A 24,946-nucleotide genomic window follows, 5' to 3' on the forward strand; every position below is an offset into this window, starting at 1 on the left:
CCACGCCGGCGGGGGGCGGCGGGGACCCGGTGCCGTCCCCTCCGCCCCCCGCCGTGCGCGGTGCCGGGGTCAGACCGCCGGCGCCGGGTAGGTCGGGTACTCCACCCCGGAGACGTGCTGGACGACGCGGACGACCTGGCAGGAGTAGCCGAACTCGTTGTCGTACCAGAGGTAGAGGATCGCGTTGTCGCCCTCGACCCGGAGCGCGCCCGCGTCGACGATCGAGGCGTGGCGGGAGCCGATGAAGTCGCTGGAGACGGCGTCGGGGGCGGTGATGAAGTCGATCTGGCGCTTGAGCGGCGACGTCAGCGACACCTCGCGCAGGTGGTCGAGGACGTCCTCGCGGGTGGTCTCGCGGGCGAGCTGGAGGTTGAGGATCGCGATGGACACGTCCGGCACCGGCACCCGGATCGAGCTGCCGGTGATCGTGGCGTCGAGCTCCGGGAGCGCCTTGGCGACGGCGGAGGCGGCACCGGTCTCGGTGATGACCATGTTCAGCGGCGCGCTGCGGCCGCGGCGGTCGGACTTGTGGTAGTTGTCCAGCAGGTTCTGGTCGTTGGTGAAGGAGTGCACGGTCTCCACGTGGCCGCGCAGCACCCCGTACTCCTCGGCCATCGCCTTCAGCGGCGGCACGATCGCGTTGGTGGTGCAGGAGGCGCAGGAGAGGATGCGCTCGTCCGGCTTGATGGTGTCGTGGTTGACACCATGGACGATGTTGGCGACGTCGCCCTTGCCCGGCGCGGTCAGGACGACCTTGTCGATGCCGGGGCGCAGGTGCTTGGAGAGCCCCTCGCGGTCGCGCCACTTGCCGGTGTTGTCGATGAGGATGGCGTTGTCGATGCCGTACGCCGTGTAGTCGACCTGCGAGGGGTCGTCGGCGTGGATGACCCGGATGGCGTTGCCGTTGGCGAGGATCGTGCTGCTCTCCTCGTCGACGGTGATGGTGCCCTGGAACTGGCCGTGCACCGAGTCGCGGCGCAGCAGCGAGGCCCGCTTGACGAGGTCCTGGTCGCCGCCGCCGCGCACCACGATGGCGCGCAGCCGCAGTCCGTTGCCGGAGCCCGCCTTCTCGATGAGCAGGCGGGCGACGAGGCGGCCGATCCGGCCGAAGCCGTAGAGGACCACGTCGCGGGGCTCGCGGCGGTCCGTCTTGCGGGCGCCCGTGGCGCCCTCGACGGCCTCGGCGGTGAAGTCGGCGACCGAGAGGCCGCGGTCGTCCTCCTTGTAGGTGGCGGCGAGCATGCCGATGTCGATCTGCGAGGGGCCGAGGTCGAGAGTGGCGAGTGCCTGGAGGAACGGCATCGTCTCGGTGACCGACAGTTCGGCGCCCGCGATCTGGCGTGCGAACCGGTGCGTCTTGAGGATGCTGACCACCGACTTGTTCACCAGGGAGCGGCTGTGCAGCAGGACGGTGACGTCCCGCTCGCGCTGCAGCTTCCCGATGATCGGGATCATCGACTCCGCGATCTCCTCGCGGTGCATCCAGTTGGTGAACGAGTCGTCGTTGACAGTCACGTCTCTTATCTTTCGAGCTAGGCGGCGCTCATATGCTAACCCTCTCCCTCGGACGGTCCCTCATGTGGGCCCCGTCTTGATCAGATGAGTGCGCCGAGGGCGCCCCGGGGCCCGCTCCGGAGTGCCGACGGCACCGGGGCCGCGCGCCTCTGGCGGGGAGGCCCGCCACCGGCCGGACCGCCTCCCCGGCCGCCCGCGCGGCCGGTGGTGCGAGGGGGCGCGCGGACCGGGGTTGTGCCACGGCCGACCGGGTACGCGGATCTGGACCGCGCCCGCCGGTGCCCCGGTCGGGCGGCGCCGCTACCAGGGATGCGCCCATGGAGACACCCGCGAACAACACGCCCCTGCCCACCCCCGCGCAGCGCGCGCTGGACGCCCTCGCCGGGGACACCGAGGACACGGTGGCGCTCGACACCCTCGCCGGCAGCGACGTCCTCGTCCCGGTGCCCGACGACGCCGACGAACGGGACGCCACCGATCCCGGCATGCTGGCCCTGCCGGTGCTGGAGCAGCGGGGCGGCCGGCCGGTGGTCCCGGTGTTCACCTCGGAACGGGAGATGGCGGGACTGCTCCCGTACGTCTCCCGCTACCGCCTGGTGCCGCTCGGCGTCCTCGCCGCGCAGTGGCCCGCCGAGGACCTGTCGCTGTCGATAGACGCCGGGTCGGAGCACCGGCTCACGCTCACCTCGGACGGGGTCCGCACGCTGCTGGCCCGCCCGTAGCGGGGGACCGCCCGCGCCCGCGGGCCGGGCCGGACGCGCGGGTCAGGCCGGGTGCGCGGGCCCCGGCGCCGTCCGGGCCGCCCCGGGGGGCGCCGCCGGGGCCTCCTCGCCCAGGCTGCGGGACAGGGCGGCCCGCTGCAACGGGCGCACCTCGGCGTACAGGGCGCTGCCCCGGAGGGTCAGGGCGACCCGGACGCCGCGCCGGTCCTCGGCGCACATGGAGCGCTCCACCAGCCCGTCCCGCTCCAGCCGCGCGATCAGCCGGGACAGCGCGCTCTGGCTGAGATGGAGCCGGTCCACCAGGCTCTGCACCCGGTACGGGGCGCTCTCCCCGGACGGCTCGGCCGCGAGCACCTCCAGCACCTCGAAGTCACTGGCGCCCAGACCGTGGGGATGCAGCACCCGGTCGATCTCGCACACCGTGCGGGCGTGCAGCGCGAGGATCTCGCGCCAGCGTTCCTGCAGCCGCGCACCGGCCGTTCCGACTGCCATGCGTGCACGGTAACACCCGAACGATCATTCGTTTAGGGGAAGAGCACAACCCGTCGCACCGGCCGCCTCCCGGGTCCCGGAAGGGCCTTCCCCCGCGCGCGGGGGTGATGCCGGACGGCGCCCTCGGGCGTCGCCGCCGCGCGCCCGACGGCGTGTAGTAGGACTGGCGCGCGGGGAGCGGGAGGGGGGTCCGGTCCCGTCCCTCCGCAGCCCGCCCCGCCGCGAGGAGAACAGGACCTCCATGAGCGCCATCAGCATCGGTCAGGCCGTCGTCCTCGGAGCCGTCGAGGGGGTGACCGAGTTCCTGCCCATCTCCTCCACCGGCCATCTGAAGATCGTGGAGGGGCTGATGGGGATCCCCGTCGACGATCCCGCGGTCGTGGGGTTCTCGGCCGTCATCCAGGTCGGCGCCATCGCCGCCGTGCTCGTCTACTTCTCCGGGGACATCGCCCGGATCACCTCCGCCTGGCTGCGCGGACTGACCGACCGCGAGCAGCGCTACCACCACGACTACCGGTTCGCCTGGTGGGTGGTCCTCGCGACGCTGCCCGTCGTCGCGGTGGGGCTGGCCGCCAAGCCGCTGATCCAGGGACCGCTGGCCTCGCTGTGGGTGGTGGCCGGCTCGCTGATCGCGGGCAGCGCGGTCATGTGGGTGGCGGACCGCAGGGGCCGGCACAAGCGGGGCGAGGACGACACCTCGCTGCGGGACGCCCTGCTGGTCGGCGGCTCCCAGATCCTCGCCCTGCTCTTCCCGGGCTTCTCCCGCTCCGGCGCCACCATGTCCACGGCCCTGCTGCTCGACCTGGACCGGGTGGCCGCCACCAGGCTGTCCTTCTTCCTCGGCATCCCCGCCCTGATCGGCGCCGGGGTCTACGAGCTGAAGGACGCCCTGGGCACCGGCACCGCCGCCGCCCCGCTGGCGGTCGGCACCCTGGTCTCCTTCGGGGTGGCCTACGCCTCCATCGCCTGGCTGCTGCGGTTCGTCGCCCGGCACACCTTCGACGCCTTCGTGGTCTACCGGATCGTCGTCGGCGTCCTGCTGTTCGGCCTGCTGGGCGCGGGGGTGCTCCAGGGCTGACGGGTCAGCGGGCCCGGGCCGCCCGCAGCGGCTCGCCCACGGAACGCAGGTGGCGCAGCCCCTCCCGGTGCGAGGCGAGGAGGCCGGTGCGGTGGTAGGGGAGGCCCAGTTCGGCGCAGTACCGCTCGGTGAGGACCTGGGCGTCCCGCAGGGCCGGCGTCGGCATGCTGGGGAAGAGGTGGTGCTCGATCTGGTGGTTGAGCCCGCCCATCAGCGCGTCGACGAACACCCCGCCGCGCACGTCGCGCGAGGTGAGGACCTGGCGGCGCAGGAAGTCCAGCCGGGTGCCCTCCTCGATCATCGGCATGCCCTTGTGGTTGGGCGCGAAGACCGAGCCCAGGTAGATCCCGAACAGTCCCTGGTGGACGGCGGCGAAGGCGAGCGCCCGGCCGGGGGACAGGACGGCGAACAGCCCGCCGAAGTAGAGCGCGAAGTGGGCGACGAGGAGGGTGCCCTCCAGGACCGGGCGCTTGACGGCCGGTCCGCCGAGCGCCCTGAAGCTGTTGAAGCTCAGGTTGAGCCCCTCCAGCGTCAGCAGCGGGAAGAAGAGGGCGGCCTGGTGCCTCCCGACGAAGCGCGGGAGGCCCCGCGCCCGCTCCGCCTGCCCCCGCGACCAGACCAGGATGTCGGGGGAGACGTCGGGGTCCCTGCCCTCGTGGTTGGGGTGGGCGTGGTGGCGGGTGTGCTTGTTCATCCACCAGCCGTAGCTCATGCCCAGCAGCAGGTCGGCCGTGAACAGGCCGCCGATCTCACTGGGCCGCCGCCGCGAGAACACCTGCCGGTGGGCGAGATCGTGCGCGGCCAGCCCCAACTGGCCGAAGACGACGGCCAGGACGGCCGCGACGGCCAACTGCTCCCAGCGGTCCCCGAGGACCAGGAAGGCCGCGACGCAGGAGGCCAGGGCGAGGGCGACGAGACCGAAGCGCACCGTGTAGTACAGCGGTCGGCGTCGCAGCAGCCCCGCCTCGGTGACGCGCCGCGCGAGTTCGGCGAAGTCGCTTCCCCGGCCGGGCCGGAGCGCCGGGTGCGTGGGGAGGTCCGCCGCCTGCTCGGGCGGGGACTCGGACGGGGGGAACAGGGTGGTTCGGGCCATGCGGTCGAGTATCCGAACGGGGCCGCGCCCGGGGAATGGCGGTGCCCCCCGGGCCGGGGTGCTGCTGTCCCCACCCCCGGACCGGGGGGGAAGGCCCGGGTGGCGGTCCGTCCCGGCGGGTCCCGCCGCCGGGACCGGGCACCCGGGCAGGCCGTCACCGGCGGGTCCTGACGCCCTCCGGCACCCGGCACGGCGGCCGGGGGTCCGCCGCACCGCGGAGCGTGTCCGGCGTCGGCACCGGGGCCGGGGAGAACGCTGTGCCGGTAGACCCGTGCCGGCGGGCCCGTGCCGTGCGGGGCGCCGTCACAGCCGTGCGTGCCGCGCCTGCCGTGCCCGCCGGAGCCCGAGGCGCAGGGCCAGGGCCGCCGCGCACGCCCCGAGCCCCGCGACACCCCCCGCGACCAGCCCGGCACCGGGGCCGCCACCGCTGCCGCCGGGGGCGGGCGGGGCCGCCGCGGGCACCGGCGAGGAGCCCGCACCCGGACCGGTGTCCCGGGGCAGCCCGGCGTCCAGGGAACCCACCGGCACGATCCGCCCGTCCGCCGCGAACCCCCAGTCGAGCAGGGCGCGCGCCTCCTCGTACACGGCGTGCGCGCCGCCCTCCTGGGGGTTCATCACGGTCACCACCAGGGTGCGGCCGTCCTGGCGGGCCGCGGTGACGAGGGTGTTCCCGGCGTCGCTGGTGTAGCCGTTCTTGACGCCGATCAGCCCGGGGTAGCGCTCCACCCCGTCCGCTCCGGTGAGCAGGCGGTTGGTGTTGAGGATGCCGTACGTGGTGCCGTCGAGCCCGGGGAACATCGCGTCGACGGTGGAGCAGTAGCGCGCGAAGTCCGGGTCGCGCAGCCCGGCCCGGCCGAACACGGCGAGGTCGAACGCCGACGACACCTGACCGGGCGCGTCGTAGCCGTCGGGCGAGCGCACCCGGGTGTCGAGGGCGCCCAGGGCGCGGGCCCGGGCCTGCATCCGCCGGGTCGTGGTGTTCCAGCCCCCGCCGAGCGAGGCCAGCACGTGCACCGCGTCGTTGCCCGAGTTCAGGAAGACGCCGTTCCACAGGTCGGAGACCCGGTACGTCTGCCCCTCGACGACGCCGACCAGACTGCTGCCGGGACCGATGTCCGAGAGCTCCTCGGGGCTCACCCGGTGCAGGGTGCCGCCGGGCAGGTCCGGCAGCACGGTCAGCGCGAACAGCGTCTTCAGGGTGCTGGCGGGCGGCAGCGGACGGTGCGCCTCGTGCCCGGCGAGCACCGCCCCGGTGTCCGCGTCGGCCACGACCCAGGACAGGGCCGAGACCTCGGGGACCTTGGGCACCCCGGCGCGTGGGTGCACCTGGGTGCCGGAGCGGAACAGCAGACCCGGCCGGGCCGCCGCCGCTCCGGGGCCGCCGGGCGTCCCGGGGTCGGGGCGGGTGGGGCGGGCGAAGACCGCGGCGGGGGTGAGCGTGAGCAGTCCCGCCACGCACAGGACACAGGAGGAACGGGCGGCCCGGCACAAGAATCTGATAGTCATACCGCAAACGTAGGAACGGATCCGGGGGACGCCCCGCCGACCCGGCCGGGCCGCGCCCGCGACCACCCGGATGCCGTACGGAAACCGGTCCGCCGCGCGCCGTCCGGCGCCCGCCGCCGTTCGCGGGCCGCCCCGCACCCGTCGTTCACCGCCCGCCCCGCATCAGCCGTTCGCCGTCGTCCGTCAGGCGGCCGTGCCGCGGCCGTCGTCAGGCGGCGGGCAGCGTGGGCCGGAGGCGGCGCAGCAGGGAGGCGTTGTCGGGTGTCCGGCGCATCCGGTCGAGCAGGGTCTCCAGCGCGGCCCGCGGGTCGCGGGACCCCAGCACCCGGCGCAGACCGGGCACGGTGGCCGACTCGGCGGCGGACAGCAGCAGTTCCTCGCGGCGGGTGCCCGAGGCCGCCACGTCCAGGGCGGGGAAGACCCGGCGGGAGGCCAGCTCGCGGTCGAGGCGCAGCTCCATGTTGCCGGTGCCCTTCAGCTCCTCGAAGAAGAACTGGTCGGCGCGGGAGCCGGTCTCCACCAGCGCGGTGGCGAGGATGGTCAGCGACCCGCCCTCCTCGGTCTTCCTGGCCGCCCCGAACAGCCGCTTGGGGGCGGACAGCGCCGCGGCGTCGACACCGCCGCTGAGCACCCGGCCGCCCGCGGGCGCGGCGTTGTTGTGGGCCCGGCACAGGCGGGTCAGGGAATCGAGCAGCACCACCACGTCCTCCCCGTCCTCGACCAGCCGTTTCGCCCGCTCGATCACCAGCTCGGCCAGTTCGATGTGGTGCCGCGCGCCCCGGTCGAAGGTCGAGGCGTACACCTCGCCCCGGACCGATCGGCGCATGTCGGTCACCTCCTCGGGGCGTTCGTCGAGGAGCAGCACCATCAGCCGGCACTCGGGGTGGTTGCCGGCGACCGCGGCGGCGATCCGGGTGAGCAGGACCGTCTTGCCGGTCCGCGGCGGGGCCACGATCAGCCCGCGCTGGCCCTTGCCGACCGGGGCGATCAGATCGGTGACCCGTCCGGTGGGCCCCGCCGCCGGATGCTCCAGCCGCAGCCGCTCGTACGGGTGGACCGGGGTCAGGTCGGCGAAGTGCCGCCGTCCGGGGAGGTGCCGGGGATCGGCGCCGTTGACCCGGACCACCTCGGTGACGGTGCCCCGGTCGCCGGGGATCCCCTCGACCAGATCGCCCCGGCGCAGCCCGTGGCGGCGGACCAGGGCGGGGGAGAGTACGGGATCGGACGGTTCGGGCAGCAGGGCCGCCGAGCGCAGCCGGCCGGTACCGCGCGGGTCGAGGTCCAGCACGCCGGTGACGGTGCCGGCGGGGGAGGAGTGCGGAGCGGGGGGTTCGAGGGTGGTGGTCATGCGCGGTCCTTTCGGGACGCGGGGCGCGAGCGGCGCGGGCACACGGAAGGAAGGGAAGGGGGAAGTCCGCGCCGAGGGGCCGTGGGCACGCCCGGGCGGCGGGAACAGCACCCCGGGCCTGGCGAAGGGCCGGCTCACGAGGTGGTGGTGCGAAGACAGCGGATGCGCCGAGCCCGGGAGGCGGGCGGGGCGCGGAACCGAAGCAAAGACAACATCGGCGCCCATTGCGGGCGTCCACAGATGCTGGCCGCACCCTACATCGCGGAGCGGTTCGGTGGCAAGGGGTCACCGGTTTCCCCGCCCTGACCTCCACATCCGTGCTCCGGCGCCCCTCTCCGGAGCCCGGCCACCGCTCCCGTTCGCCGCCCCAGGGCCCCGCCCACGGCCCGCCCCCGGGCCCGTCTCCGGACCCCGTCTCGGTCCCACCGCGCCGACCCGCCCCGAACCCTCCTCCGGGCGGACGCGCCCCCGGCGCGCGGTCGCACACCCGCCGCGCCGCCCCGCGCCACGCGGGTCCGCCGCGCGCCGGACCGCCTCCGGTGCCGCGGCCGGCGGCGTCACCCCGTCGGGAGGCCCGCACGACGCCCGCGTGCGCCCTTCGCGGTGGGCGGAGGTGTGTCCCCCGCGGCGCCACCCGGTGGCCGACCGGAACCGGGCGCCTGACACGGCGTCCGCTCCCGCGCCCCGGCGCCAGGCACCCCCTAGGCTGACGGAGTGTTCAGCCCCGAAGGTCCCACCCTGCGCGAACTCGCCGTCCAGGCACTGTCGTCGGTCGAGCACGGCTACGACCTGCTCGCCCCCAAGTTCGACCGCACCCCCTACCGCACCCCGGGCCCGCTGCTCGACGCCGTCGCCTCGGCCCTGGAGCCGATGGGGCCGTTCGGCAGCGGTCTCGACCTGTGCTGCGGCACGGGCGCGGGCACGGACGTCCTCGCCCGGGTCTGCCGGGACCGGGTGACGGGCACCGACTTCAGCGCCGGGATGCTCGCCGTGGCGCGGGGGCGGATCGCGCCCCGGGGGCCGAAGGTGTCCTGGGTGCGCGCGGACGCCCGCGCCCTGCCGTTCCGCTCCGCCTTCGACCTCGTGGTGAGCTTCGGCGCGTTCGGCCACTTCCTGCCGAGGGAACTGCCGGGCCTGTTCGCCGGGGTGCGTGCCGTGCTGCGGCCCGGTGGCTGCTTCGCCTTCCCCGTCGTCGCCCCGCCCCGGCCGGGCTCGGGGGCGTACTGGGCCCTGCTGGGCTTCGACACCGCGATGCGGGTCCGCAACGCGGTGTGGCGCCCGCCCTTCGTGATGTACTACCGGACCTTCCGACTCGGCGCAGTCGGAAGGGAGTTGGCGCGTGCCGGGTTCCGGGTCGGCCTGCGCGACCTGCCCTCCTTCGGACACCGGCCGGACGGCAGCCCGCGCGTCCGGCTGGTGGTGGCCCGCAGGCTGCCCGGCGGCCGGGTCAGCCCGCGGCCGGCAGGGTGAACTCGTAGACCAGGGCGTCCCGGTGGGTGTCCACCAGCAGGTCGGTGACCTCCAGGGGGCGGGCGTACTGGTCGTGCACCCGGCGCAGGACCCGGACCGCCGGGGTGTCCGCGAGCGGGGTGATGACGTCCCGGTGGTGCAGCGTCAGGCCCGCCCGCCGCATCCAGTCGTAGGCCCTGCGCAGTTGGGCCGCGGCGGCCCCGTCGGCGCGGTCGCGGTAGCGGGCCAGCTCGGCGACCTCGGCGAGCGCCACCGGGGAGAACGATGTCAGAGCCGTGCGCCGGCCGCTGCCGTCGGCGGAGGTGGAGGTGTAGCGGTGCACCAGGGTGGGCCGGTCCGGGGCCAGTCCGAGGGCCCGCGCGTGCTCCGGCGGCGGCGCCTCCCAGACGACCGTGGCCCGGTCGACGGCGGCCGACTGCGCCCCGCGGGCGCCCACCGGGAAGGCGAGGGACGACGGGCTCTGGGCGGGCGGCCCGGGGAGGGTGACATGGCTGCCCCGCTTGTCGGTGGCGACCAGTCCGTCCCGGCGCAGCACCTCCAGCGCCTGCCGGACGGTCTCCCTGCTGACACCGAAGGTTTCGGCCAGTCTCCGCTCACCCGGCAGCCGGCCGCCCGGCGGGACGGTACCGTCGTGCAGTTCGCCGAGCAGCCGCACGGCGATCCGCCAGTACAGGGGTTCCGCCCCGGTATCGGAGCGGGCGTGCGGGGTGGAGCGAGCGTCCTGCGAAGTGGAGCGGGCCATGCCGCGCCCTCCTGTTGGTCACGTACGGTAGCCGCGCGGGCTCGATGCGCCACCAGAATTACCATTGGTCTAAACCACTAGGGAAGGGCGCCCCGGTGATCTGGCCGAAACCGTACTGGCGCCCCGTGCGGGGGTGTACCTGTCCGCGGACGGCGGCGCTCCGGGGGAACCCCCGCCACCGCTTCCGGGCCCGCCGTTCCCCCGCGTCGTCGACCGCGTGGTCCGCCCGCCGCGCCCCGGGCGGGCCGGACCTGCCGGGGCCTCCGGGCGGGGCGCCCGGGCCTCCGGGAGCGCGCGGCCTCAGGCGCGGCCGTCCAGCCATCGCATCCGGACGGTCTGCTGGTACGGGCCCCCGCCCTCGTGGTCGTTGAACTCGTACACCTCGATCGCCTTGTCCCGGTGCGCCCACGCGTTGAACGCCGCGAAGACGGTCGACGGCGGGCAGGTCTCGTCCTCCAGCCCCGTCGAGAACAGGGCCGGCACCCGGCCGCGCGCCGCGAAGTGCACCCCGTCGAAGTACGACAGGGTGCGCAGGGCGTCCGCCGCCCGGCCCCGGTGCGTCCTCAGGTACAGGCCGATCTCGCGGTACGGGTGCCGGTCGGTGAGGGTGGTCGCGCGGGGGAAGTCGCACAGGAACGGCACGTCCGGCGCCACCGCCACCAGATCCGGCACCAGCGCGCCGACGGCGAGGGCGATGCCGCCGCCCTGGCTGTTGCCGAGGGCGACCGTGCGGGACGCGTCGGTCAGCGGGTGGGCGCGCGCCGCCTCGACGGCGCGCACCGCGTCGGTGAACACCCGGCGGTAGTAGTAGTTCTCCGGGGCGTCGATGCCGCGGGTCATGAACCCCGGGTAGGCCGGTCCGCCGCCCAGCGGGTCCGCGGTGCCGCCCCCGCCGCCCCAGGCGCTGCCTTGGCCGCGGGTGTCCATCACGAAGTGGGCCCGGCCCGTGGACGCCCACAGCAGGTGCTCGTGCGGCAGGCCCCGCCCGCCCCCGTAGCCGACGAACTCCACGACCAGCGGCAGCGGTTCCCGCGCCGAGGCGGGCAGGAGCAGCCAGCCCCGGACCGGGTGGCCGCCGAACCCGGCGAACGTCACGTCGTACACCCGCACCGTGGACAGCCCGGTGTCGACCGGCTCGAACCGGGCGTCGAGGTCGTGCTGCCGCGCTTCCCGCAGGGTGCCGTCCCAGAACGCGTCGAAGTCCTCGGGCTCGGTGGAGGTGCTGCGCCAGGCGCGCAACTCGTCCAGGGGAAGGTCGAACAGGGCCATCGAGACCGCCTTTGTCGCCGGGAACCGGTGGGGACCGCGCCCGCCGGCACGGGCCCGGCGGGGGCCGCGGGCCCGGTTCGCACGGGTGAGCACACGGTACGGGAGCGGCCGAAGGGGAGGCCAGGGCCGTCCGGTCCGTCACCTCGGGTGATTCCGCCGTTCGGCCCAGGGGTGCCGGGACGCCGGGACGCCGGGGAACCGGAGGACCGGGCCGCCGCCGGCCGGGGGAACGGGGTGTCCGGAAACCACCGGACACCCGAAGCGTCCTGCCGCGTGCCGCGTGCCGCGTGCCGCGTGCCGCGTGCCGCCTCCGTGTCCCGTCCGGGTGTGCCGCCCGCCGCCGGCCGTCCGTCAGGTGCGGCGGTGGGTCCAGCGGGGCTCGGTCCGGGCCCACGCGCGGTCCCACTCGGCCAGCCGCCGCCGCATCGCCGCCCCGCGCACCGCCCGGTGTCCGGCGACCACCACGAGCGCCGAGCCCAGCGCGGTGAACGCGCCGACGGTGACGGTGTGTTCCAGGATCGCGGTGTCACCGGTCGGCGGCGGCACCCTCCGGTCCCGCGAGTCCACCCAGATGCCGACGGTGTCACCCGCGCGCGTGTCCGCCGGGACCCGGGCCGTCGCGTCCCGCGCCGTGCCGTCCCGCGCCGTCCAGCGCACCGTGGCGCGGAAGGACTGCCGTCCGCCGTCCTCCGACGACGCGGGCGCCTCGGACGTCCGCCCGGTCACGAGCGCGCCGACCCGGTGCCGCTCGGCACGCTGCTCCGCCGCGACGGCGCGCGCGTGCCCGTCGGAGCGCACCGCCGCGACGGCGCCCAGCAGCGGTGCCCCCACGATCAGCAGGACGGCGACGACCAGCGCCGTCCACGTCTCGACGACGTCCGAACGGCGCAGCAGCGGATTGCGGTGGCGCCGCCGGACGCACACCCCGGTTCGCATCTCGGCCTCCTCGCGGTCGCGCCGGAGAAGTGCCCCGCACCGCACCCGGGAAACCCGGCCGTACGCAGGGTGCGCCATGCCCCACGGACCGTCGCCGGGCGCCGCCGCGGCCCCGTCCCGGTGTCACCGCGGCACTCCCCTCCGTGACGGAGCGCCGCCGTCCCGTGCCGGCCGCGGTCCCGGACCCCGTGCCCGCCGGAGTCCCGGCCCGGTGCCGCCGGACCCCGTCCGCCGCCGACCGGGGAGCGGGTGCCGGCGGGAGGGGCGGCCGTCCGGGCCCGGCCGTCGGGGCGTGACCGTTCCCATGTCCCCAACACCCCCTGGACAAGGGGCTGTTGGAGTAGTCCGGTCGTCGGCCGAGGAGGAGTGTCCCGGCCGGCGTACTCCGGGAGGTGAGCCCCATCGCCCCTGTGTCGGTCAGGGTGCTCGCGGCCCTCGGCGGTACCGTCACCGGACTCCGGTGACCGCGAGAGCGCCCTTCGGTTCCCGAACGGCCCTCCCTTCACCATGCCCGCTCCGTTCTCCGCCCTCCTCCCCTGCCGTGACGCCGTCGTGGCCGCGCTCCGCGCCGCCGGTCGCGTCTTCGCCGAGGACGAGGCCGCACCGATCCCCGGCGCCGCCCGGACCCCCGGTCGGCTCATCGCCCCGGTCGGCCGCCGCGTCACCGGTGTCCCCCTCGAACACGTCCTCGGCCGGGCCGTGTTCGGGGGACTGCGGGTCGCCGTCGAGCCCGGTGTCTTCGTCTCTCGCCGCCGTACCGAGTACCTCGTCGAACAGGCCCTGGCCGGGGCACCCCGCGGCGCCGTCGCCGTGGACCTGTGCTGCGGCTCCGGGGCCGTCGGCGCCGCCCCGGCCGCCGGGCTCGACCGCCCCGAGGTGCACGCCGCCGACATCGACCCGGCCGCCGTGCGCTGCGCCCGCGCCAACCTCGCCGCCGCCGGGGGCCGGGTGCACACCGGCGACCTCTTCGACGCCCTGCCCGGCGGTCTGCGCGGCCGGATCGACGTCCTCGCGGCCAACGTGCCCTACGTCCCCACCGCCGAGGTCGCCCTGCTGCCCGCCGAGGCCCGCGACCACGAGCCGCTGACCGCGCTCGACGGGGGCGCGGACGGCCTCGACGTGCCGCGCCGGGTCGCCGCCGGAGCCCCGCGCCGGCTCGCGCCCGGCGGGCGCCTCCTCGTCGGGACCGGCGAGCACCAGGTGCCGGCGGCCCTCGCCGCCGTCACCCGGGCGGGGCCGACCGCCCGGCTCGCCGCCGACCCGGACCGCGGCGCCGACGTCGTCATCGGGGTCCGGGGGCGGCCGGGGGACCGCTGACGGAGGGGGGCGTGGCCCGGGCGATCAGCAGGGCGACGTCGTCGGCGGTGTGCGGCTCGCGCAGGGCGTCCAGCAGCAGGTCGCACAGCTCCTCCAGCGGCCGGTCGGGGCCGCCGAGCAGGCTCAGCAGCGTCCCCAGCCGCTCGTCCAGCGAGTGCCGCCGGGTCTCCACCAGGCCGTCGGTGTAGAGCACCAGCCGGTCGCCCGGCTCCAGGTCCACGGTGACGGCGGAGAAGGCGACCCCGCCCACGCCCAGCGGCACCCCGGTCGGCAGGTCCAGCAGCTCCGGCTCCCGCCCGGGGCGCAGCCGCACCGGCGGCGGATGCCCGGCGCTGGCGATCCGGCAGGTCCGGGTGTGCGGGTCGTGCACGGCGTAGACACAGGTGGCGATGGCCTGGTCGAGGCCCGCCGCCGTCCGGTCCAGGTGCTCCAGGAGCAGCGCCGGATCGAGGCCGAGCACGGCCAGGGTGTCCGTCGCGGTCCGCAGCCGCCCCATCGATGCCGCGGCCGCGATGCCGCTGCCCATCACATCGCCCACCACCAGCGCCGTCCGCCCGCCGTCCAGCGGGATCACGTCGAACCAGTCGCCGCCGACCTCGTTCGTCGCCTCGGCCGGGCGGTACCGGGAGGCCACCTCCAGCCCGCCGGTCACCGGGGGATGGGCGGGCAGCAGGCTCCGCTGGAGGGTGAGGGCGGCCTCGCGGGCGTTCTGGTACCAGCGGGCGTTGTCGATCTGGAGGGCCGCGCGGGAGGCCAGCTCCCGGGCGAGCAGCAGATCGTCCTCGCCGAAGGGCAGCGGGTTGCCGATCCGCTTCAGGTCCAGCGCCCCCAGCACCTCGCCCCGCGCGATCAGCGGCACCGCCAGGTACGAGTGCACCCCCGCCCGGCCCAGCAGCCCGGCGGCCTCGGGGGAGCGGGCGATCCGGGGCAGGTCCGCGTCCGTCACCCGGGACACCAGCACCGGGCGCCCGGCCCGCACGCACTCGGTGACCAGGCGGTCCGGACCGTAGCGGGCCACCTCGCCGGGCGGATCGGCCGCCCGCAGGGCCTCCCCGGCGTCCTCGGCGGCGACGGCCAGCGCCCGGATCACCGCCGGATCGGCGGGCCGGAGCGCGGAGCGCCGCCCCCGCGTCACCGGCTCCAGCAGGTCCACCGCCGCGATGTCGGCCAGCCCCGGCACCGCCACCGACGCCAGCTCGTGCGCCGTGCGCTCCAGGTCCAGGGTGGTGCCGATCCGCGAGGACGCCTCCGCCACCGCCGCCAGCCGCCGCCGCGCGGCCTCCGCCTCGGCCTCCGCGCGGTGCCGCTCGGTGATGTCCTCGACGGAGACCACCACGCCCAGCACCGTCCCGTCCGGGGCCTCCAGCCGGTACAGGGACAGCGACCAGACGTGCTCCTCGTCCGGGCCCGCCGGGGTGCGCCCCCGCACCGCCTGGTCGACGACCGGCCGCCCCACCGCCAGCACCCGGCGGGCCGCCGCCTCCAGGAGGTCCACGGTCTCCAGCTCCGGCAGCACCTCGCGCACCGTGCGCCCCAGGTGATCCCCGGCCGGCAGCCCGTTGATCCGCTCCAGCGCCGGGTTGACCGAGACGTACCGCAGGGAGGTGTCGAGCACGGCCAGCCCGTTCGGGGCCTGTCTGATCACCTGTGCCGACAGCGCCACCTCGCGCTCCAGACGGCGCAGGGCGCTCCGGTCGGCCGCCAGCGCCAGCGCGTACGCCGCGCCCCGCTCGTCCAGCAGCCGGGTGACCCGGAACTCCACCGACCGCGTCCCGCCGTCCCCGCGGCGGACCGGGAAGGAGCCCGTACGGCCGCGGCCCGTCCGCAGGGTCTGCGCGAACAGCTCCGCGACCGCCTCCGGGTCCCCCTCGGGGGCCAGCAGCGGGCCGGCGGGCCGCCCCAGCGCCTCCCGGGCGGAGCGGCCGAACAACTCCTCCGCCCCGGAGCCCCAGAACACGATCCGCCCCCCGGAGTCCAGCACCAGCGGGACCCCGCCGAGCACGCCCGGCAGCCCGCCGTCCGGCACCGGACCGAACGGCGGCGCACCGCCCCCGTCCGCGGTGGCCCCGGCTCCAGTCATCCCACGCTCCGCCCTCGCCGTTCCACGCGGCGGCCCCGGCGCTGCCGGTCGCCGCCGCCCGCCGCGCTCGCACGCGGCATGCCTCCACCCGCGGTTCCCGCCCCACCGTCCAGCATCACCCCGTACGGCGGCCACCGCCCACGGAAGGGGGCGCGGCGCCGGGAGGGCGGGTCCGGCGAGGGCGCGGTGCCCCCGGAGGGAGGGCGCCGGTAGTGCTCCGCCCGGGGGAGTGCTTCCCTGGAGGGAGAGGCAGTGCCGGCCCGCCGTGACCGGGGCGCGTCCCGGCGCCGCGCGCCGCGCGGCCGGGCGCGGCGGTGCCGTGCCGGGCCCAGGAGAGGAGCGATCACCATGGATGCCGAGCGACCGCACCCGGAGTCCGTCTCGGTGGAGCTGAGCGGATGCACCGAGGAGGACGCGCGGGCCGTCTTCGACGCCCTGTGCGCCCGCTTCCCGTCCGACCGGCACACCGGCGACGCGACCCGCCGGTACGACGCCGTCCGCCCGACCGTCTGGCTCGGCACCTTCGACGTCGCCGCCGGACCGGCCGGGGAGGGCGGCCCGGCCCCGCTGGGGGCCTCCGTGGAGGCCGACGCCCAGGGCGGCTACTGGGCCGTCGAACGGCTGCGCGTCACCCTGGACTCCCTGTTCACCGTGCGCGACCTGAGCACGGCCTCGGGGGACCAGGAGCGCGAGCTGCACGTGCGGCTGGAGAGCCGCTGAACGACGTCGCGCTGCCCGGGGCCCCTCCGTACGGGCCCCGCGGCCCGGACCCTCCGCGCGGGCCGACGGCGCCGCGCGACCGGGTCCCCGCGTGACCCGGTCTCCAGCGCGACGAGGCCCCGTGCGGCCCGGTTCCCCACGCGGGCCGTCCTTCGCGCGGCCCGTGACGACGTCCCACGGCCGGGTCGCGGGCGGGGCCGGTGACGGCCCACGGCCCGGGCCGGTCCGTGGAGCCGGGAACACCCCGCGGCCCGGCTCCCCGCGCGCCCGGCCGCGTCCCGTCACCCGGTCCCCGGCGAGGCCGGGGACACCGTGCCACCAGGGCCTCCGTGTGGCCGACGCCACTTTATGCAACTAGTTGCACAAAAGTGGCGGTGTCCTCTAGAACTGAGGCACGACATCGCGCACGGAGGCCCTGATGAGCCGCTATCCCCACCTGCTGAGCCCCCTGGACCTGGGCTTCACCACGCTGCCCAACCGGGTCCTGATGGGCTCCATGCACGTCGGCCTGGAGGAGGCGGAGGGCGGCTTCGAGCGCCTGGCCGCCTTCTACGCCGCGCGGGCCCGCGGGGGAGTGGGTCTCATCGTCACCGGCGGCATCGCGCCCAACGACGAGGGCCGCCCCTACCCCGGCGGCGCCCGGCTCACCACCGCCGAGGAGGCGGCCCGGCACCGCGTCGTCACCGGCGCCGTGCACCGCGAGGGCGGCCGGATAGCCCTCCAGATCCTGCACTTCGGCCGGTACGCCTACCACCCCGACCTCGTCGCGCCCAGCCCCCTCCAGGCGCCGATCAGTCCCCATGTGCCGCGCGAGCTGACCGACGCCGAGGTCGAGCGCACCGTCGACGACTACGCCCGCACCGCCCGCCTCGCCCGCGAGGCCGGGTACGACGGCGTCGAGATCATGGGCTCCGAGGGCTATCTCATCAACGAGTTCACCGCCGCCCGCACCAACCACCGCACCGACCGCTGGGGCGGCTCGCCCGAGAACCGCAGGCGCTTCCCGGCCGAGATCGTCCGCCGGGTGCGCGCGGCCGTCGGCGAGGACTTCATCGTCGTCTACCGCCTGTCCATGCTCGACCTGGTCCCCGGCGGCTCCACCCTCGACGAGGTGACCGCCCTCGCCCGGGAGGTCGAGGCCGCCGGAGCGACCCTCATCAACACCGGCATCGGCTGGCACGAGGCACGCATCCCCACCATCGCCACCTCCGTGCCGCGCGGCGCCTACGCCTGGGTGACCGAGCGCCTGATGGGCGAGGTGGGCGTCCCGCTCATCACCACCAACCGCATCAACACCCCCGAACTCGCCGAGGAACTGCTCGCCGGCGGCGCCGCCGACATGGTGTCCATGGCCCGCCCGATGCTGGCCGACCCCGACTTCGTGGCCAAGGCCGCCGCCGGGCACCCCGAGGCCATCAACACCTGCATCGGCTGCAACCAGGCGTGCCTGGACCACACCTTCAGCGGGCTGCCCACCTCCTGCCTGGTCAACCCGCGCGCCTGCCACGAGACCGAACTGGTCCTGTCCCCGGCCGCGACCCGCCGCAGGATCGCGGTCGTCGGCGCCGGGCCCGCCGGGCTGGCCTGCGCGGTGAGCGCCGCCGAACGCGGCCACGAGGTCACCCTGTTCGACGCCGCGGACGAGATCGGCGGCCAGCTCGACGTCGCCCGCAGGGTCCCCGGCAAGCAGGAGTTCGACGAGACGCTGCGCTACTTCCGCCACCGGCTCACCGCGCTCGGCGTCGACGTGCGCCTCGGCGCCGAGGTCACCGCGGCCGGCCTCGACGGATGGGACGAGGTGGTCGTCGCCACCGGCGTCACCCCCCGCGTCCCCGACATCCCCGGCGTCGGCCACCCCAGCGTCGTCGGCTACCTGGACGTCCTGCGCGACGCCGTACCCGTGGGCGAGCGGGTGGCCGTCCTCGGCGCCGGGGGCATCGGCTTCGACGTCGCCGAGTACCTCACCGACGACGGGGGCCGGGCCCACCGGGACCCGGCGGCCTTCCTCCGCGTCTGGGGCGTCGACCCCGCCCACCGCGCGCCCGGCGGGCTCACCGAACCGGTGCCGCCCGCCTCCCCGCGCACCGTCCACCTGCTCCAGCGCACCGTCGGCAAGGTCGGCGCCGGGCTGGGGCGGACCACCGGCTGGATCCACCGCACCGAACTGCGCCGGCGCGGCGTCACCATGGTCCCGGGCGTGCGCTACGACCGCATCGACGACGCCGGGCTCCACCTCACCGTGGACGGCGCGAGCACCGTCCTGGAGGTCGACACCGTCGTCCTGTGCACCGGCCAGGAACCGCGCCGCGGGCTCTACGACGACCTGGTCGCCGCCGGGCGCCCGGTCCACCTCATCGGCGGCGCCCACGAGGCCGCCGAACTGGACGCCAAGCGCGCCATCAGGCAGGGCACCGAACTGGCGGCGGCGCTGTAGCCCCGGCCCCGACCGGAGGACCCCGCCCCCGCCGCTCGGCTCCGGGCGGGAGGTCCCCCCGGTGCCGCGTGCCAGGATGAGCCCATGTCACTCCCGCACGCGATCCTCACCGCCCTGGTCGAAAGGCCGTCGTCGGGGCTGGAGCTGACCCGCCGGTTCGACCGGTCGATCGGGTACTTCTGGTCGGCCACGCACCAGCAGATCTACCGCGAGCTGGGGCGGCTGGAGACCGACGGGCTGATCCGGACCCTGCCCGCCCCGCGCCCCGCGCGCGGACAGCGCAAGTGCTACGAGGTGCTGCCCGCGGGCCGCGCCGAACTGGCCCGCTGGACCGCCGCCGCCCAGGACCCGAAGCCCCAGCGGGACGTGATGCTGCTGCGTCTCAGGGCCGCCGCCGTCGTCGGCACCGCCGGGATCGAGGAGGACCTGCGCCGCCATCTCGACCTGCACGAGCGGCAGTTGGCCGAGTACGAGGAGATCGAGGAGCGTGACTTCCCGCCCGGCCGGGACAGCGCGGAGGACCGGCTGCGGCATCTGGTGCTGCGGGCCGGGATCGATCTGGAGACCTTCTGGACCGGGTGGCTGCGGCACGCGCTGGCCGAGTTCGCCGCCCTGCCCGCCGCCACCGGCACCGCCACCTGCCCGGCCCCGCCTCCCGGCGCCCCGGACCGGTCCGCCTCCTCCGGGGGTCCCCCCGGCCCCGGCGACCCCGACGGTCCCGGCCTCGCCGACGGTCCGGGGTGAGCCGCTCCCGGCACGCCCCCGCCCCGCTCAGAACCGGTACGGCTTCGAGCGCCGCCGCAGGAACCAGGCCGCGGCGATGACCCCGCTGCCGACCAGCGCGCCGCCCGCGACCAGGGTCACCGTGCCGTAGTCCTTGACGGCGCCGCCCACTCCGCCGAGGACCCCGCGCGGCGACGCGGTCGGCGAGGGGGCGGCCGTCCGGCTGGGGGACGGCGAGGGGGAGGGGGCGGCGGCGACGATGACGGTCTGGGTGCCGGCGGTGCTGTTGTTGGAGCACATGACCACGACGGTGTAGGTGCCGGGGGAGATGTCCGACCACGCGGCCGTCTGGCCCTCGGCGGTGCCCGACAGGGCGACCTGGCGGCCCTCGGCGAAGCTGCCCTGACTGCTGGTGAGCAGCGAGGCGGTGCCCCAGCTCCCGTTGAGCTGGGCGCAGGCGGTGGTGGTGACCGACACCGTGGAGCCGGTGGTGCTCACGGAGATCCCGGGGCCCGCGGCGGCGGGACCGGCGGCCAGGGCCAGGGGCAGCGCGAGGGCGGCTGCCACGGTGGGGCCGGTACGGGGAAGCGGCGATGAGTAGCGCATGGGACTGCCCTCCGGCGGCACGGTCGACGGCACGCCCGTGCGCCGCCGGAGGTGGGGGAACGCCCGTGCTGCCTCAGACGCAGCCAACAGGGCCGCGAGCGGGGCCGCATGCGGAGCGCCCCCGGCCAGGTGACGCCCGTCTCGTGGCGCGTGGCGGCCGAGCCCGCCCACCGGCACCGGCCGCCCGGCCGACGCCCGGGGCGCGGCGCTTTCGCGGCCCCCTCGCGGTCCCGCGGCGCCCTCGCGTCCCCTTCGCGGTCCCGGGTCCCCGCGTCCTCTCCACCCGCGCCCTGCCGTCCCCGGTCCGGGGGATCGCACGGCCCTGCGACTCGCGTCCGGCCCCGGCCGCCCGCCCGGGCCGTTCCGGCCGTCCGCCCGGCCCGCGGCGGATTCCGCCGCCCGCCGCCCCTGCCGTCCACCCGGCCCGCGGTGGACTCCGCCGCCCCTGCCGTCCGGCCGGTCCCGGCCGGCGCCCCTGCCGCATGCCCGGCGTACCAGGCCCGTCCGGTGTCATGGTGTGCCCCGCCCGTCCGGTGTCACGACGCGCCCGGTCCGTCCGGTGTCACGGGCCGGTCGTCACCGTCCGCTCCTCCGAGAAACCGCCCCAGGTGCCGTCCGGCAGCTTGGCCCGCAGCCGTACCCGGTGCCGTACCCCGGCCTCCTCTCCCGCGTAGAAGCTGTACTCGCCGTGCTCGCGGGGCGCCTCGGCGCCGTAGACCAGCGAGGTGGCGGACTCGCCGTCCAGGTGGATCTGGTACTCGGTGACCACGCCGTCCGTGTGCGGCACCGTCCAGGTGAGGTCGATGTAGTACGCCCCGTCCTCGCGGTGGGAGGCCGCCTTCAGCCCGGTCGGCGCGGGGGCCCGCCCGTCGTCGGAGCCGGGGGTGGTGAGCCGGACGACGGCGCTCGGCGTGGAGGTGTTGTCGGCGGCGTCGCGCGCCCGGACGGTGAACGCGTAGGCGGTGCCCGGACGCAGTCCGGTGACCACCGTCGCGGTCTGTCCGCCGCCGACGCTGTGGACCTTGGTGCCGCCCTGGTAGACGTCGTACGACACCACGCCCCGGTCGTCCTCGGAGGCGGTCCAGCCGAGCTGGACCGCCCTGCCTCCCGCCACCCTGCCGTGCGCCCCGCCGGGAGCGGTCGGCGCGCTGCTGTCGGCGGGGCCCCCGGCCGGTGTGGTGGCCCCGACCTCCTGGCTGTGCGGACCGAGCCGTCCCTCGGCGTCGCGGGCCCGCACGGTGAACACATAGGCGGTGGAGGGGCGCAGCCGCGTGATGTCCACCATGTGGCTCTCCGACGGCACCTCCTTGATCTTCGTGCCGCCCCGGTAGACCTCGTAGGTCTCGACCCCGTCGGCCGCGTTCCACATCACGTGCACGCTGGTCGAGCTGCCCGCCTGCGCGGTGACGCCCGCGGGCGCGGCGGGCGGCGGCTTGCCCCCGCCGCCGTCGTCGCCCAGCCCGCAGGAGGTGACCAGGAGCAGGGCCCCGCCGGCCAGGGCGCAGCGCCGGGCGAGGGAACCGGACGCGCGGAGAGCAGCGGGGATGGATCGCACGGCGGTGCCTCCCGGACGGTCACGACAAAGGTCCGGACCAATTGTGCGGTCATGACGCGATCACATCAAGAGGACCTTGGCGGGGCGCTGCCGGAAGGTTGCGTATGCTGGCCTTCTGAGCCGAACTGTCCCGCGCCCGCGGGGAGTTCGAGCCCATGGCGCGGGCCGCTGTCGTCGCTGCCGCCGTGCCGGCACGGGTGGCCGGGCGGACCGGACCCCTCGGGTTCCGGTCCGCCCGCCCCCGGTCCGCCACCCGGGGCGCACCACCCGTCCGGCCCCGCCCCGGTGGACGGACGGCCCCGCGCGGGGACAGATGGGCCGAGTGTCCGCCGCTGTCCCCCAGGAAGGCCGCACCGTGTGTGTCCGTTCGCTGACGCTGGCCCTGGCCGGTGCCGCCCTGCTCGCCCCCGCGCTGCCCGCAGCCCCGGCCCACCCGCACCCCGGCCCCCGGCCCCCGGCGCGGCCCGCACCGGCCCCCGCGCCGGGGCACGGGACCGGCACCGCGCGGGGCACCGCGCCCCTGCCCCGCGCCGTGGCGCCACCGGTGCGCCGCGGTGATCCGCACGCCGTCTCGCGCGGCCACCGCGGGGCCGCGCCGCCCGGGCCCGCCCGGAAGGAGGCCGCGGAGGACCCCGTCCGCGCCGCCGACCTGCTGGCCAGGATGCGCGACTGCGCCCCCGTCTCCGGCGGGCGCTACCGCCCCGACGCGGGCGCCCCCGCCGACATCCCGGTCTGCGGCACTCCCGACGCCGTGTTCTGGAAGGCCGACCTGGACATCGACTGCGACGGCCGGCCGGGCGAGCACTGCAACGCCGACACCGACCCGCACTTCACCGACGCCACCGCGTACACCGGTCCGGACGGCCGGCCGCTGGACGCCGAGCGGCTGCCCTACGTCGTCGTCCCCGAGCCCAGCGACATCTGGGACCACCGTGAGCACGGGGTCGGCGGCGGCTCGGTCGCGGCCGTCGTCTACGAGGACCGGGTGCGGTACGCGGTCGTCGGCGACGTCGGCCCCCGCGACCTCATCGGCGAGGCCTCCTACGCCGCCGCCGAGTCCCTGGGCATCGACCCCGACCCCCGGGCCGGCGGCGCCGCCTCGGGGGTCTCGTACATCGTCTTCAAGGACAGCCGGGCCGAGCCCATCGACGACCCGGCCGCCGCCGTGGCGGCGGGGGAACGGCTGGCCCGGCGGTTCGCGGACGGCGGCTGACCCGCCGGGCCGCCCGCCTCACGCCTTGCGGTAGGAGTACGCCTCCGCGGCCGCCGCGGCCACCGCCGCGAGGTCGCCCCCCGCGGCGGCGGTGACCACCGCGGCCACCGCGCCCTCCACGAACGGCGCGTCCACCAGACGGGTGCCGTCCGGGAGTTCGCCGTCCTCCGCCAGCATCGCCTTCACCGTCAGCACCGCGCTGCCGAGGTCGGCGAGCACCGCGACACCCGCGCCCCCGTCCACCGACGCGGCGGCGGCCGACACCAGCTCCGCGCTGGTGCCGAAGCCGCCGTCCGCCGTGCCGCCCGCCGTGGCGACGGGCACCGCCGTACCGCCCCCGGCCAGTTCCCGGGCCAGCTCCGCCACCGCCCCGGCCACCCGCGCGCTGTGCGACACCAGCACGATCCCGACCCGCCCCGCCTCAGCCATCCGCGGCCTCCTCCAGCGCGGCGACCAGCAGCGCCGCCGAGGTGGCCCCCGGGTCGCGGTGGCCCACGCTGCGCTCGCCGAGGTAACTCGCCCTGCCCTTGCGGGCCCTCAGCGGTGTCGTGGCCGCCGCCCCCTCCTCGGCGGCGGCGCGGGCGGCGGCGAAGGACTCGCCCAGCGCCTCCACCGCGGGCACCAGGGCGTCCACCATCGTCTTGTCACCGGGCGCCGCGCCGCCCAGGGCGCGGACCGCGTCCACCCCCGCCCGCAGCGCCTCGGCGAGGTCCCCGGGGCTCACCTCCCCGGCGTCACCGAGCGCCTTGCCGGTGCGGCGCAGCAGCGTCCCGTACAGCGGGCCCGAGGCGCCGCCCACGGTCGAGATCAACTGCCGTCCGGCCAGCGTCAGTACGGCACCCGGGGTGCCGGGCGGCTCCTTCTCCAGGGCGGCTGCCACGGCCGCGAAGCCGCGCCTCAGATTGCTGCCGTGGTCGGCGTCGCCGATGGGCGAGTCCAGTTCGGTCAGCCGCTCCGCCTCCCGGTCGACCGAGGCGGCGGCCGCCGCCATCCAGCGGAGGAAGAAGCCGGTGCCGAGCAGGTCCTCCCGCCCGGTGCCCGGGGCTCCGTCCGGTCCCGTGCCCCGTTCGGCGCTCACCGGCCCCACCGCAGCCCCGGGGTGCTCACCGGCGCGTCCCACAGTCCGAGCAGCTCCTCGTCGACGGTGCACAGGGTGACCGAGACACCGGCCATGTCGAGGGAGGTGACATGGTTGCCGACCAGCGTCCGGGCGACGGCCACCCCCCGCTCCGCGAGCACCCGCTGCACCTCGGCGTTGAAGCCGTACAGCTCCAACAGGGGCGTGCCGCCCATGCCGTTGACGAGGACCAGCACCGGTTCGCGCGGGGCGAGGTCGGCCAGCACCGCGTCCAGCGCGGCCTCCGCGATCCCGGCCGACGTCATCATCGGCCGCCGCTCCCGGCCCGGCTCACCGTGAATGCCGATGCCCAACTCCAGCTCGCCCTCGGGCAGATCGAAGGTGGGACTGCCCTTGGCCGGGGTGGTGCAGGCGCTCAGGGCCACCCCGAAACTGCGGGAGTTCCCGTTCACCCGGCGGGCGACGGCCTCGACCTCCTCCAGCGGCCGGCCCTGCTCGGCCGCAGCGCCCGCGATCTTCTCCACGAACAGCGTCGCCCCGGTGCCGCGCCGGCCCGCCGTGTACAGGCTGTCGGTCACCGCCACGTCGTCGTCGATCAGCACCCGGGCGACCCGGATGCCCTCCTCCTCGGCCAGTTCGGCGGCCATCTCGAAGTTGAGCACGTCGCCCGTGTAGTTCTTGACGATGAACAGCACCCCCGCGCCGCCGTCCACCGCCGCCGCCGCGCGCACCATCTGGTCCGGCACCGGCGAGGTGAACACCTCGCCCGGACAGGCCGCCGACAGCATGCCGGGGCCCACGAACCCGCCGTGCAGCGGTTCGTGCCCGGAACCGCCGCCGGAGACCAGTGCCACCTTTCCGGCCACGGGGGCGTCCCGCCGCGCGATCACCCGGTTCTCCACGTCCACGGCCAGTTCGGGATGCGCGGCGGCCATACCGCGCAGGGCGTCGGCGACCACCGTCTCCGGTGTGTTGATCAGCATTTTCATCGGTACCTCCTGGGAAGGGCGACGATCGGGTCATCGGCCGGGTCCTCGCTGGTGAGCATA

General features: G+C 76.4%; 22 protein-coding genes. 8 read left to right on the forward strand and 14 right to left on the reverse strand.

The window, feature by feature from the left end:
- Positions 1–69: 69 nt before the first annotated feature.
- Positions 70–1,515: a glyceraldehyde-3-phosphate dehydrogenase gene (locus ACZ7LB_RS10670; RefSeq protein ID WP_471466981.1), complete on the reverse strand. Its 1,446-nt coding sequence runs from the start codon at positions 1,513–1,515 to the stop codon at positions 70–72.
- 317 nt (positions 1,516–1,832) lie between these two features.
- On the opposite strand from ACZ7LB_RS10670, the gene ACZ7LB_RS10675 reads away from it, so the two are divergent.
- Positions 1,833–2,237, forward strand: coding sequence for an SseB family protein (locus tag ACZ7LB_RS10675; RefSeq protein WP_161228495.1), 405 nt, complete (start codon positions 1,833–1,835; stop codon positions 2,235–2,237).
- 42 nt (positions 2,238–2,279) lie between these two features.
- Here the strand turns inward: ACZ7LB_RS10675 and ACZ7LB_RS10680 are convergent, their stop codons facing one another.
- Complete coding sequence (locus ACZ7LB_RS10680) at positions 2,280–2,729, reverse strand: MarR family winged helix-turn-helix transcriptional regulator (RefSeq protein ID WP_471466983.1); 450 nt, start codon at positions 2,727–2,729, stop codon at positions 2,280–2,282.
- A 241-nt stretch (positions 2,730–2,970) separates the two neighbouring features.
- Between ACZ7LB_RS10680 and ACZ7LB_RS10685 the strand changes: the two genes are divergently transcribed.
- A complete protein-coding gene (locus ACZ7LB_RS10685; protein WP_471466985.1) occupies positions 2,971–3,807 on the forward strand; it encodes an undecaprenyl-diphosphate phosphatase in 837 nt (278 codons plus the stop codon).
- 4 nt (positions 3,808–3,811) lie between these two features.
- On the opposite strand, the gene ACZ7LB_RS10690 is transcribed toward ACZ7LB_RS10685, so the two are convergent.
- From ACZ7LB_RS10690 to rho, 3 genes are all read right to left on the reverse strand, one after another.
- The gene (locus ACZ7LB_RS10690; protein ID WP_471466987.1) at positions 3,812–4,900 is read right to left on the reverse strand and encodes a fatty acid desaturase family protein; all 1,089 of its coding nucleotides are present in this window, start codon (positions 4,898–4,900) and stop codon (positions 3,812–3,814) included.
- 303 nt (positions 4,901–5,203) lie between these two features.
- Positions 5,204–6,406 carry a D-alanyl-D-alanine carboxypeptidase family protein gene (locus tag ACZ7LB_RS10695; protein WP_471466988.1) on the reverse strand — a complete coding sequence of 401 codons (1,203 nt, stop codon included), beginning with the start codon at positions 6,404–6,406 and terminating at the stop codon, positions 5,204–5,206.
- A gap of 208 nt (positions 6,407–6,614) precedes the next feature.
- Positions 6,615–7,754: a transcription termination factor Rho gene (rho, locus tag ACZ7LB_RS10700; RefSeq protein WP_471466990.1), complete on the reverse strand. Its 1,140-nt coding sequence runs from the start codon at positions 7,752–7,754 to the stop codon at positions 6,615–6,617.
- Positions 7,755–8,468: 714 nt separating this feature from the next.
- Here rho and ACZ7LB_RS10705 point away from each other — a divergent pair.
- Positions 8,469–9,224, forward strand: a complete 756-nt coding sequence (locus ACZ7LB_RS10705; protein ID WP_471466992.1) for a class I SAM-dependent methyltransferase — start codon at positions 8,469–8,471, stop codon at positions 9,222–9,224.
- On the opposite strand, the gene ACZ7LB_RS10710 is transcribed toward ACZ7LB_RS10705, so the two are convergent.
- The 3 genes from ACZ7LB_RS10710 to ACZ7LB_RS10720 form a co-directional block, all read right to left on the reverse strand.
- Entirely contained in the window at positions 9,202–9,966 is a 765-nt protein-coding gene (locus tag ACZ7LB_RS10710) for a GntR family transcriptional regulator (RefSeq protein WP_471466994.1), read from the reverse strand. The two genes, ACZ7LB_RS10705 and ACZ7LB_RS10710, sit on opposite strands and share 23 nt — an antisense overlap.
- A gap of 300 nt (positions 9,967–10,266) precedes the next feature.
- Positions 10,267–11,235 carry an acetylxylan esterase gene (locus tag ACZ7LB_RS10715; RefSeq protein WP_471466995.1) on the reverse strand — a complete coding sequence of 323 codons (969 nt, stop codon included), beginning with the start codon at positions 11,233–11,235 and terminating at the stop codon, positions 10,267–10,269.
- A 351-nt stretch (positions 11,236–11,586) separates the two neighbouring features.
- Positions 11,587–12,171, reverse strand: a complete 585-nt coding sequence (locus ACZ7LB_RS10720; RefSeq protein WP_471466996.1) for an Rv1733c family protein — start codon at positions 12,169–12,171, stop codon at positions 11,587–11,589.
- A gap of 507 nt (positions 12,172–12,678) precedes the next feature.
- Here ACZ7LB_RS10720 and ACZ7LB_RS10725 point away from each other — a divergent pair.
- The gene (locus ACZ7LB_RS10725) at positions 12,679–13,488 is read left to right on the forward strand and encodes a putative protein N(5)-glutamine methyltransferase (protein ID WP_471466998.1); all 810 of its coding nucleotides are present in this window, start codon (positions 12,679–12,681) and stop codon (positions 13,486–13,488) included.
- On the opposite strand, the gene ACZ7LB_RS10730 is transcribed toward ACZ7LB_RS10725, so the two are convergent.
- On the reverse strand, positions 13,454–15,568 hold the full coding sequence (locus ACZ7LB_RS10730; protein ID WP_471467000.1) for a SpoIIE family protein phosphatase: 2,115 nt from the start codon (positions 15,566–15,568) through the stop codon (positions 13,454–13,456). The genes ACZ7LB_RS10725 and ACZ7LB_RS10730 overlap by 35 nt on opposite strands.
- A gap of 348 nt (positions 15,569–15,916) precedes the next feature.
- On the opposite strand from ACZ7LB_RS10730, the gene ACZ7LB_RS10735 reads away from it, so the two are divergent.
- From ACZ7LB_RS10735 to ACZ7LB_RS10745, 3 genes are all read left to right on the forward strand, one after another.
- Positions 15,917–16,288, forward strand: coding sequence for a hypothetical protein (locus tag ACZ7LB_RS10735; RefSeq protein WP_471467002.1), 372 nt, complete (start codon positions 15,917–15,919; stop codon positions 16,286–16,288).
- 418 nt (positions 16,289–16,706) lie between these two features.
- Entirely contained in the window at positions 16,707–18,722 is a 2,016-nt protein-coding gene (locus tag ACZ7LB_RS10740) for a 2,4-dienoyl-CoA reductase FMN-binding domain-containing protein (RefSeq protein WP_471467003.1), read from the forward strand.
- Between the two features lie 84 nt (positions 18,723–18,806).
- Positions 18,807–19,466 (forward strand): PadR family transcriptional regulator, encoded by a 660-nt coding sequence (locus tag ACZ7LB_RS10745; RefSeq protein WP_471467004.1) that lies wholly within the window; start codon positions 18,807–18,809, stop codon positions 19,464–19,466.
- 27 nt (positions 19,467–19,493) lie between these two features.
- On the opposite strand, the gene ACZ7LB_RS10750 is transcribed toward ACZ7LB_RS10745, so the two are convergent.
- On the reverse strand, positions 19,494–20,051 hold the full coding sequence (locus ACZ7LB_RS10750; protein WP_471467006.1) for a hypothetical protein: 558 nt from the start codon (positions 20,049–20,051) through the stop codon (positions 19,494–19,496).
- A gap of 562 nt (positions 20,052–20,613) precedes the next feature.
- The gene (locus tag ACZ7LB_RS10755; RefSeq protein ID WP_471467168.1) at positions 20,614–21,597 is read right to left on the reverse strand and encodes a fibronectin type III domain-containing protein; all 984 of its coding nucleotides are present in this window, start codon (positions 21,595–21,597) and stop codon (positions 20,614–20,616) included.
- A gap of 364 nt (positions 21,598–21,961) precedes the next feature.
- On the opposite strand from ACZ7LB_RS10755, the gene ACZ7LB_RS10760 reads away from it, so the two are divergent.
- Entirely contained in the window at positions 21,962–22,819 is an 858-nt protein-coding gene (locus ACZ7LB_RS10760) for a glycoside hydrolase family 75 protein (protein ID WP_471467008.1), read from the forward strand.
- 18 nt (positions 22,820–22,837) lie between these two features.
- Here ACZ7LB_RS10760 and ACZ7LB_RS10765 read toward each other — a convergent pair whose 3' ends face one another.
- From ACZ7LB_RS10765 to dhaK, 3 genes are read right to left on the reverse strand one after another with little or no spacing between them, the layout of a single operon-like run.
- Positions 22,838–23,248, reverse strand: a complete 411-nt coding sequence (locus ACZ7LB_RS10765; protein WP_471467009.1) for a PTS-dependent dihydroxyacetone kinase phosphotransferase subunit DhaM — start codon at positions 23,246–23,248, stop codon at positions 22,838–22,840.
- Complete coding sequence (gene dhaL, locus ACZ7LB_RS10770) at positions 23,241–23,840, reverse strand: dihydroxyacetone kinase subunit DhaL (protein WP_471467170.1); 600 nt, start codon at positions 23,838–23,840, stop codon at positions 23,241–23,243. Before dhaL ends, ACZ7LB_RS10765 begins: the two co-directional genes overlap by 8 nt.
- A gap of 53 nt (positions 23,841–23,893) precedes the next feature.
- A complete protein-coding gene (gene dhaK, locus ACZ7LB_RS10775; RefSeq protein ID WP_471467010.1) occupies positions 23,894–24,886 on the reverse strand; it encodes a dihydroxyacetone kinase subunit DhaK in 993 nt (330 codons plus the stop codon).
- Between the last annotated feature and the right edge of the window lie 60 nt (positions 24,887–24,946).

It is taken from the genome of Streptomyces sp. NPDC107521, from assembly GCF_055598485.1.

What these genes read in the sequence shown, in the direction of transcription:
- ACZ7LB_RS10720 (WP_471466996.1), bottom strand. Translation starts at nt 12,171, where the DNA reads ATGCGAACCGGGGTGTGCGTCCGGCGGCGCCACCGCAATCCGCTGCTG.
- ACZ7LB_RS10690 (WP_471466987.1), bottom strand. Translation starts at nt 4,900, where the DNA reads ATGGCCCGAACCACCCTGTTCCCCCCGTCCGAGTCCCCGCCCGAGCAG.
- ACZ7LB_RS10725 (WP_471466998.1), top strand. Translation starts at nt 12,679, where the DNA reads ATGCCCGCTCCGTTCTCCGCCCTCCTCCCCTGCCGTGACGCCGTCGTG.
- ACZ7LB_RS10750 (WP_471467006.1), bottom strand. Translation starts at nt 20,051, where the DNA reads ATGCGCTACTCATCGCCGCTTCCCCGTACCGGCCCCACCGTGGCAGCC.
- dhaK (WP_471467010.1), bottom strand. Translation starts at nt 24,886, where the DNA reads ATGAAAATGCTGATCAACACACCGGAGACGGTGGTCGCCGACGCCCTG.
- ACZ7LB_RS10745 (WP_471467004.1), top strand. Translation starts at nt 18,807, where the DNA reads ATGTCACTCCCGCACGCGATCCTCACCGCCCTGGTCGAAAGGCCGTCG.
- ACZ7LB_RS10710 (WP_471466994.1), bottom strand. Translation starts at nt 9,966, where the DNA reads ATGGCCCGCTCCACTTCGCAGGACGCTCGCTCCACCCCGCACGCCCGC.
- ACZ7LB_RS10685 (WP_471466985.1), top strand. Translation starts at nt 2,971, where the DNA reads ATGAGCGCCATCAGCATCGGTCAGGCCGTCGTCCTCGGAGCCGTCGAG.
- ACZ7LB_RS10735 (WP_471467002.1), top strand. Translation starts at nt 15,917, where the DNA reads ATGGATGCCGAGCGACCGCACCCGGAGTCCGTCTCGGTGGAGCTGAGC.
- ACZ7LB_RS10675 (WP_161228495.1), top strand. Translation starts at nt 1,833, where the DNA reads ATGGAGACACCCGCGAACAACACGCCCCTGCCCACCCCCGCGCAGCGC.
- ACZ7LB_RS10765 (WP_471467009.1), bottom strand. Translation starts at nt 23,248, where the DNA reads ATGGCTGAGGCGGGGCGGGTCGGGATCGTGCTGGTGTCGCACAGCGCG.
- rho (WP_471466990.1), bottom strand. Translation starts at nt 7,754, where the DNA reads ATGACCACCACCCTCGAACCCCCCGCTCCGCACTCCTCCCCCGCCGGC.
- ACZ7LB_RS10680 (WP_471466983.1), bottom strand. Translation starts at nt 2,729, where the DNA reads ATGGCAGTCGGAACGGCCGGTGCGCGGCTGCAGGAACGCTGGCGCGAG.
- ACZ7LB_RS10730 (WP_471467000.1), bottom strand. Translation starts at nt 15,568, where the DNA reads ATGACTGGAGCCGGGGCCACCGCGGACGGGGGCGGTGCGCCGCCGTTC.
- ACZ7LB_RS10740 (WP_471467003.1), top strand. Translation starts at nt 16,707, where the DNA reads ATGAGCCGCTATCCCCACCTGCTGAGCCCCCTGGACCTGGGCTTCACC.
- ACZ7LB_RS10715 (WP_471466995.1), bottom strand. Translation starts at nt 11,235, where the DNA reads ATGGCCCTGTTCGACCTTCCCCTGGACGAGTTGCGCGCCTGGCGCAGC.
- ACZ7LB_RS10695 (WP_471466988.1), bottom strand. Translation starts at nt 6,406, where the DNA reads ATGACTATCAGATTCTTGTGCCGGGCCGCCCGTTCCTCCTGTGTCCTG.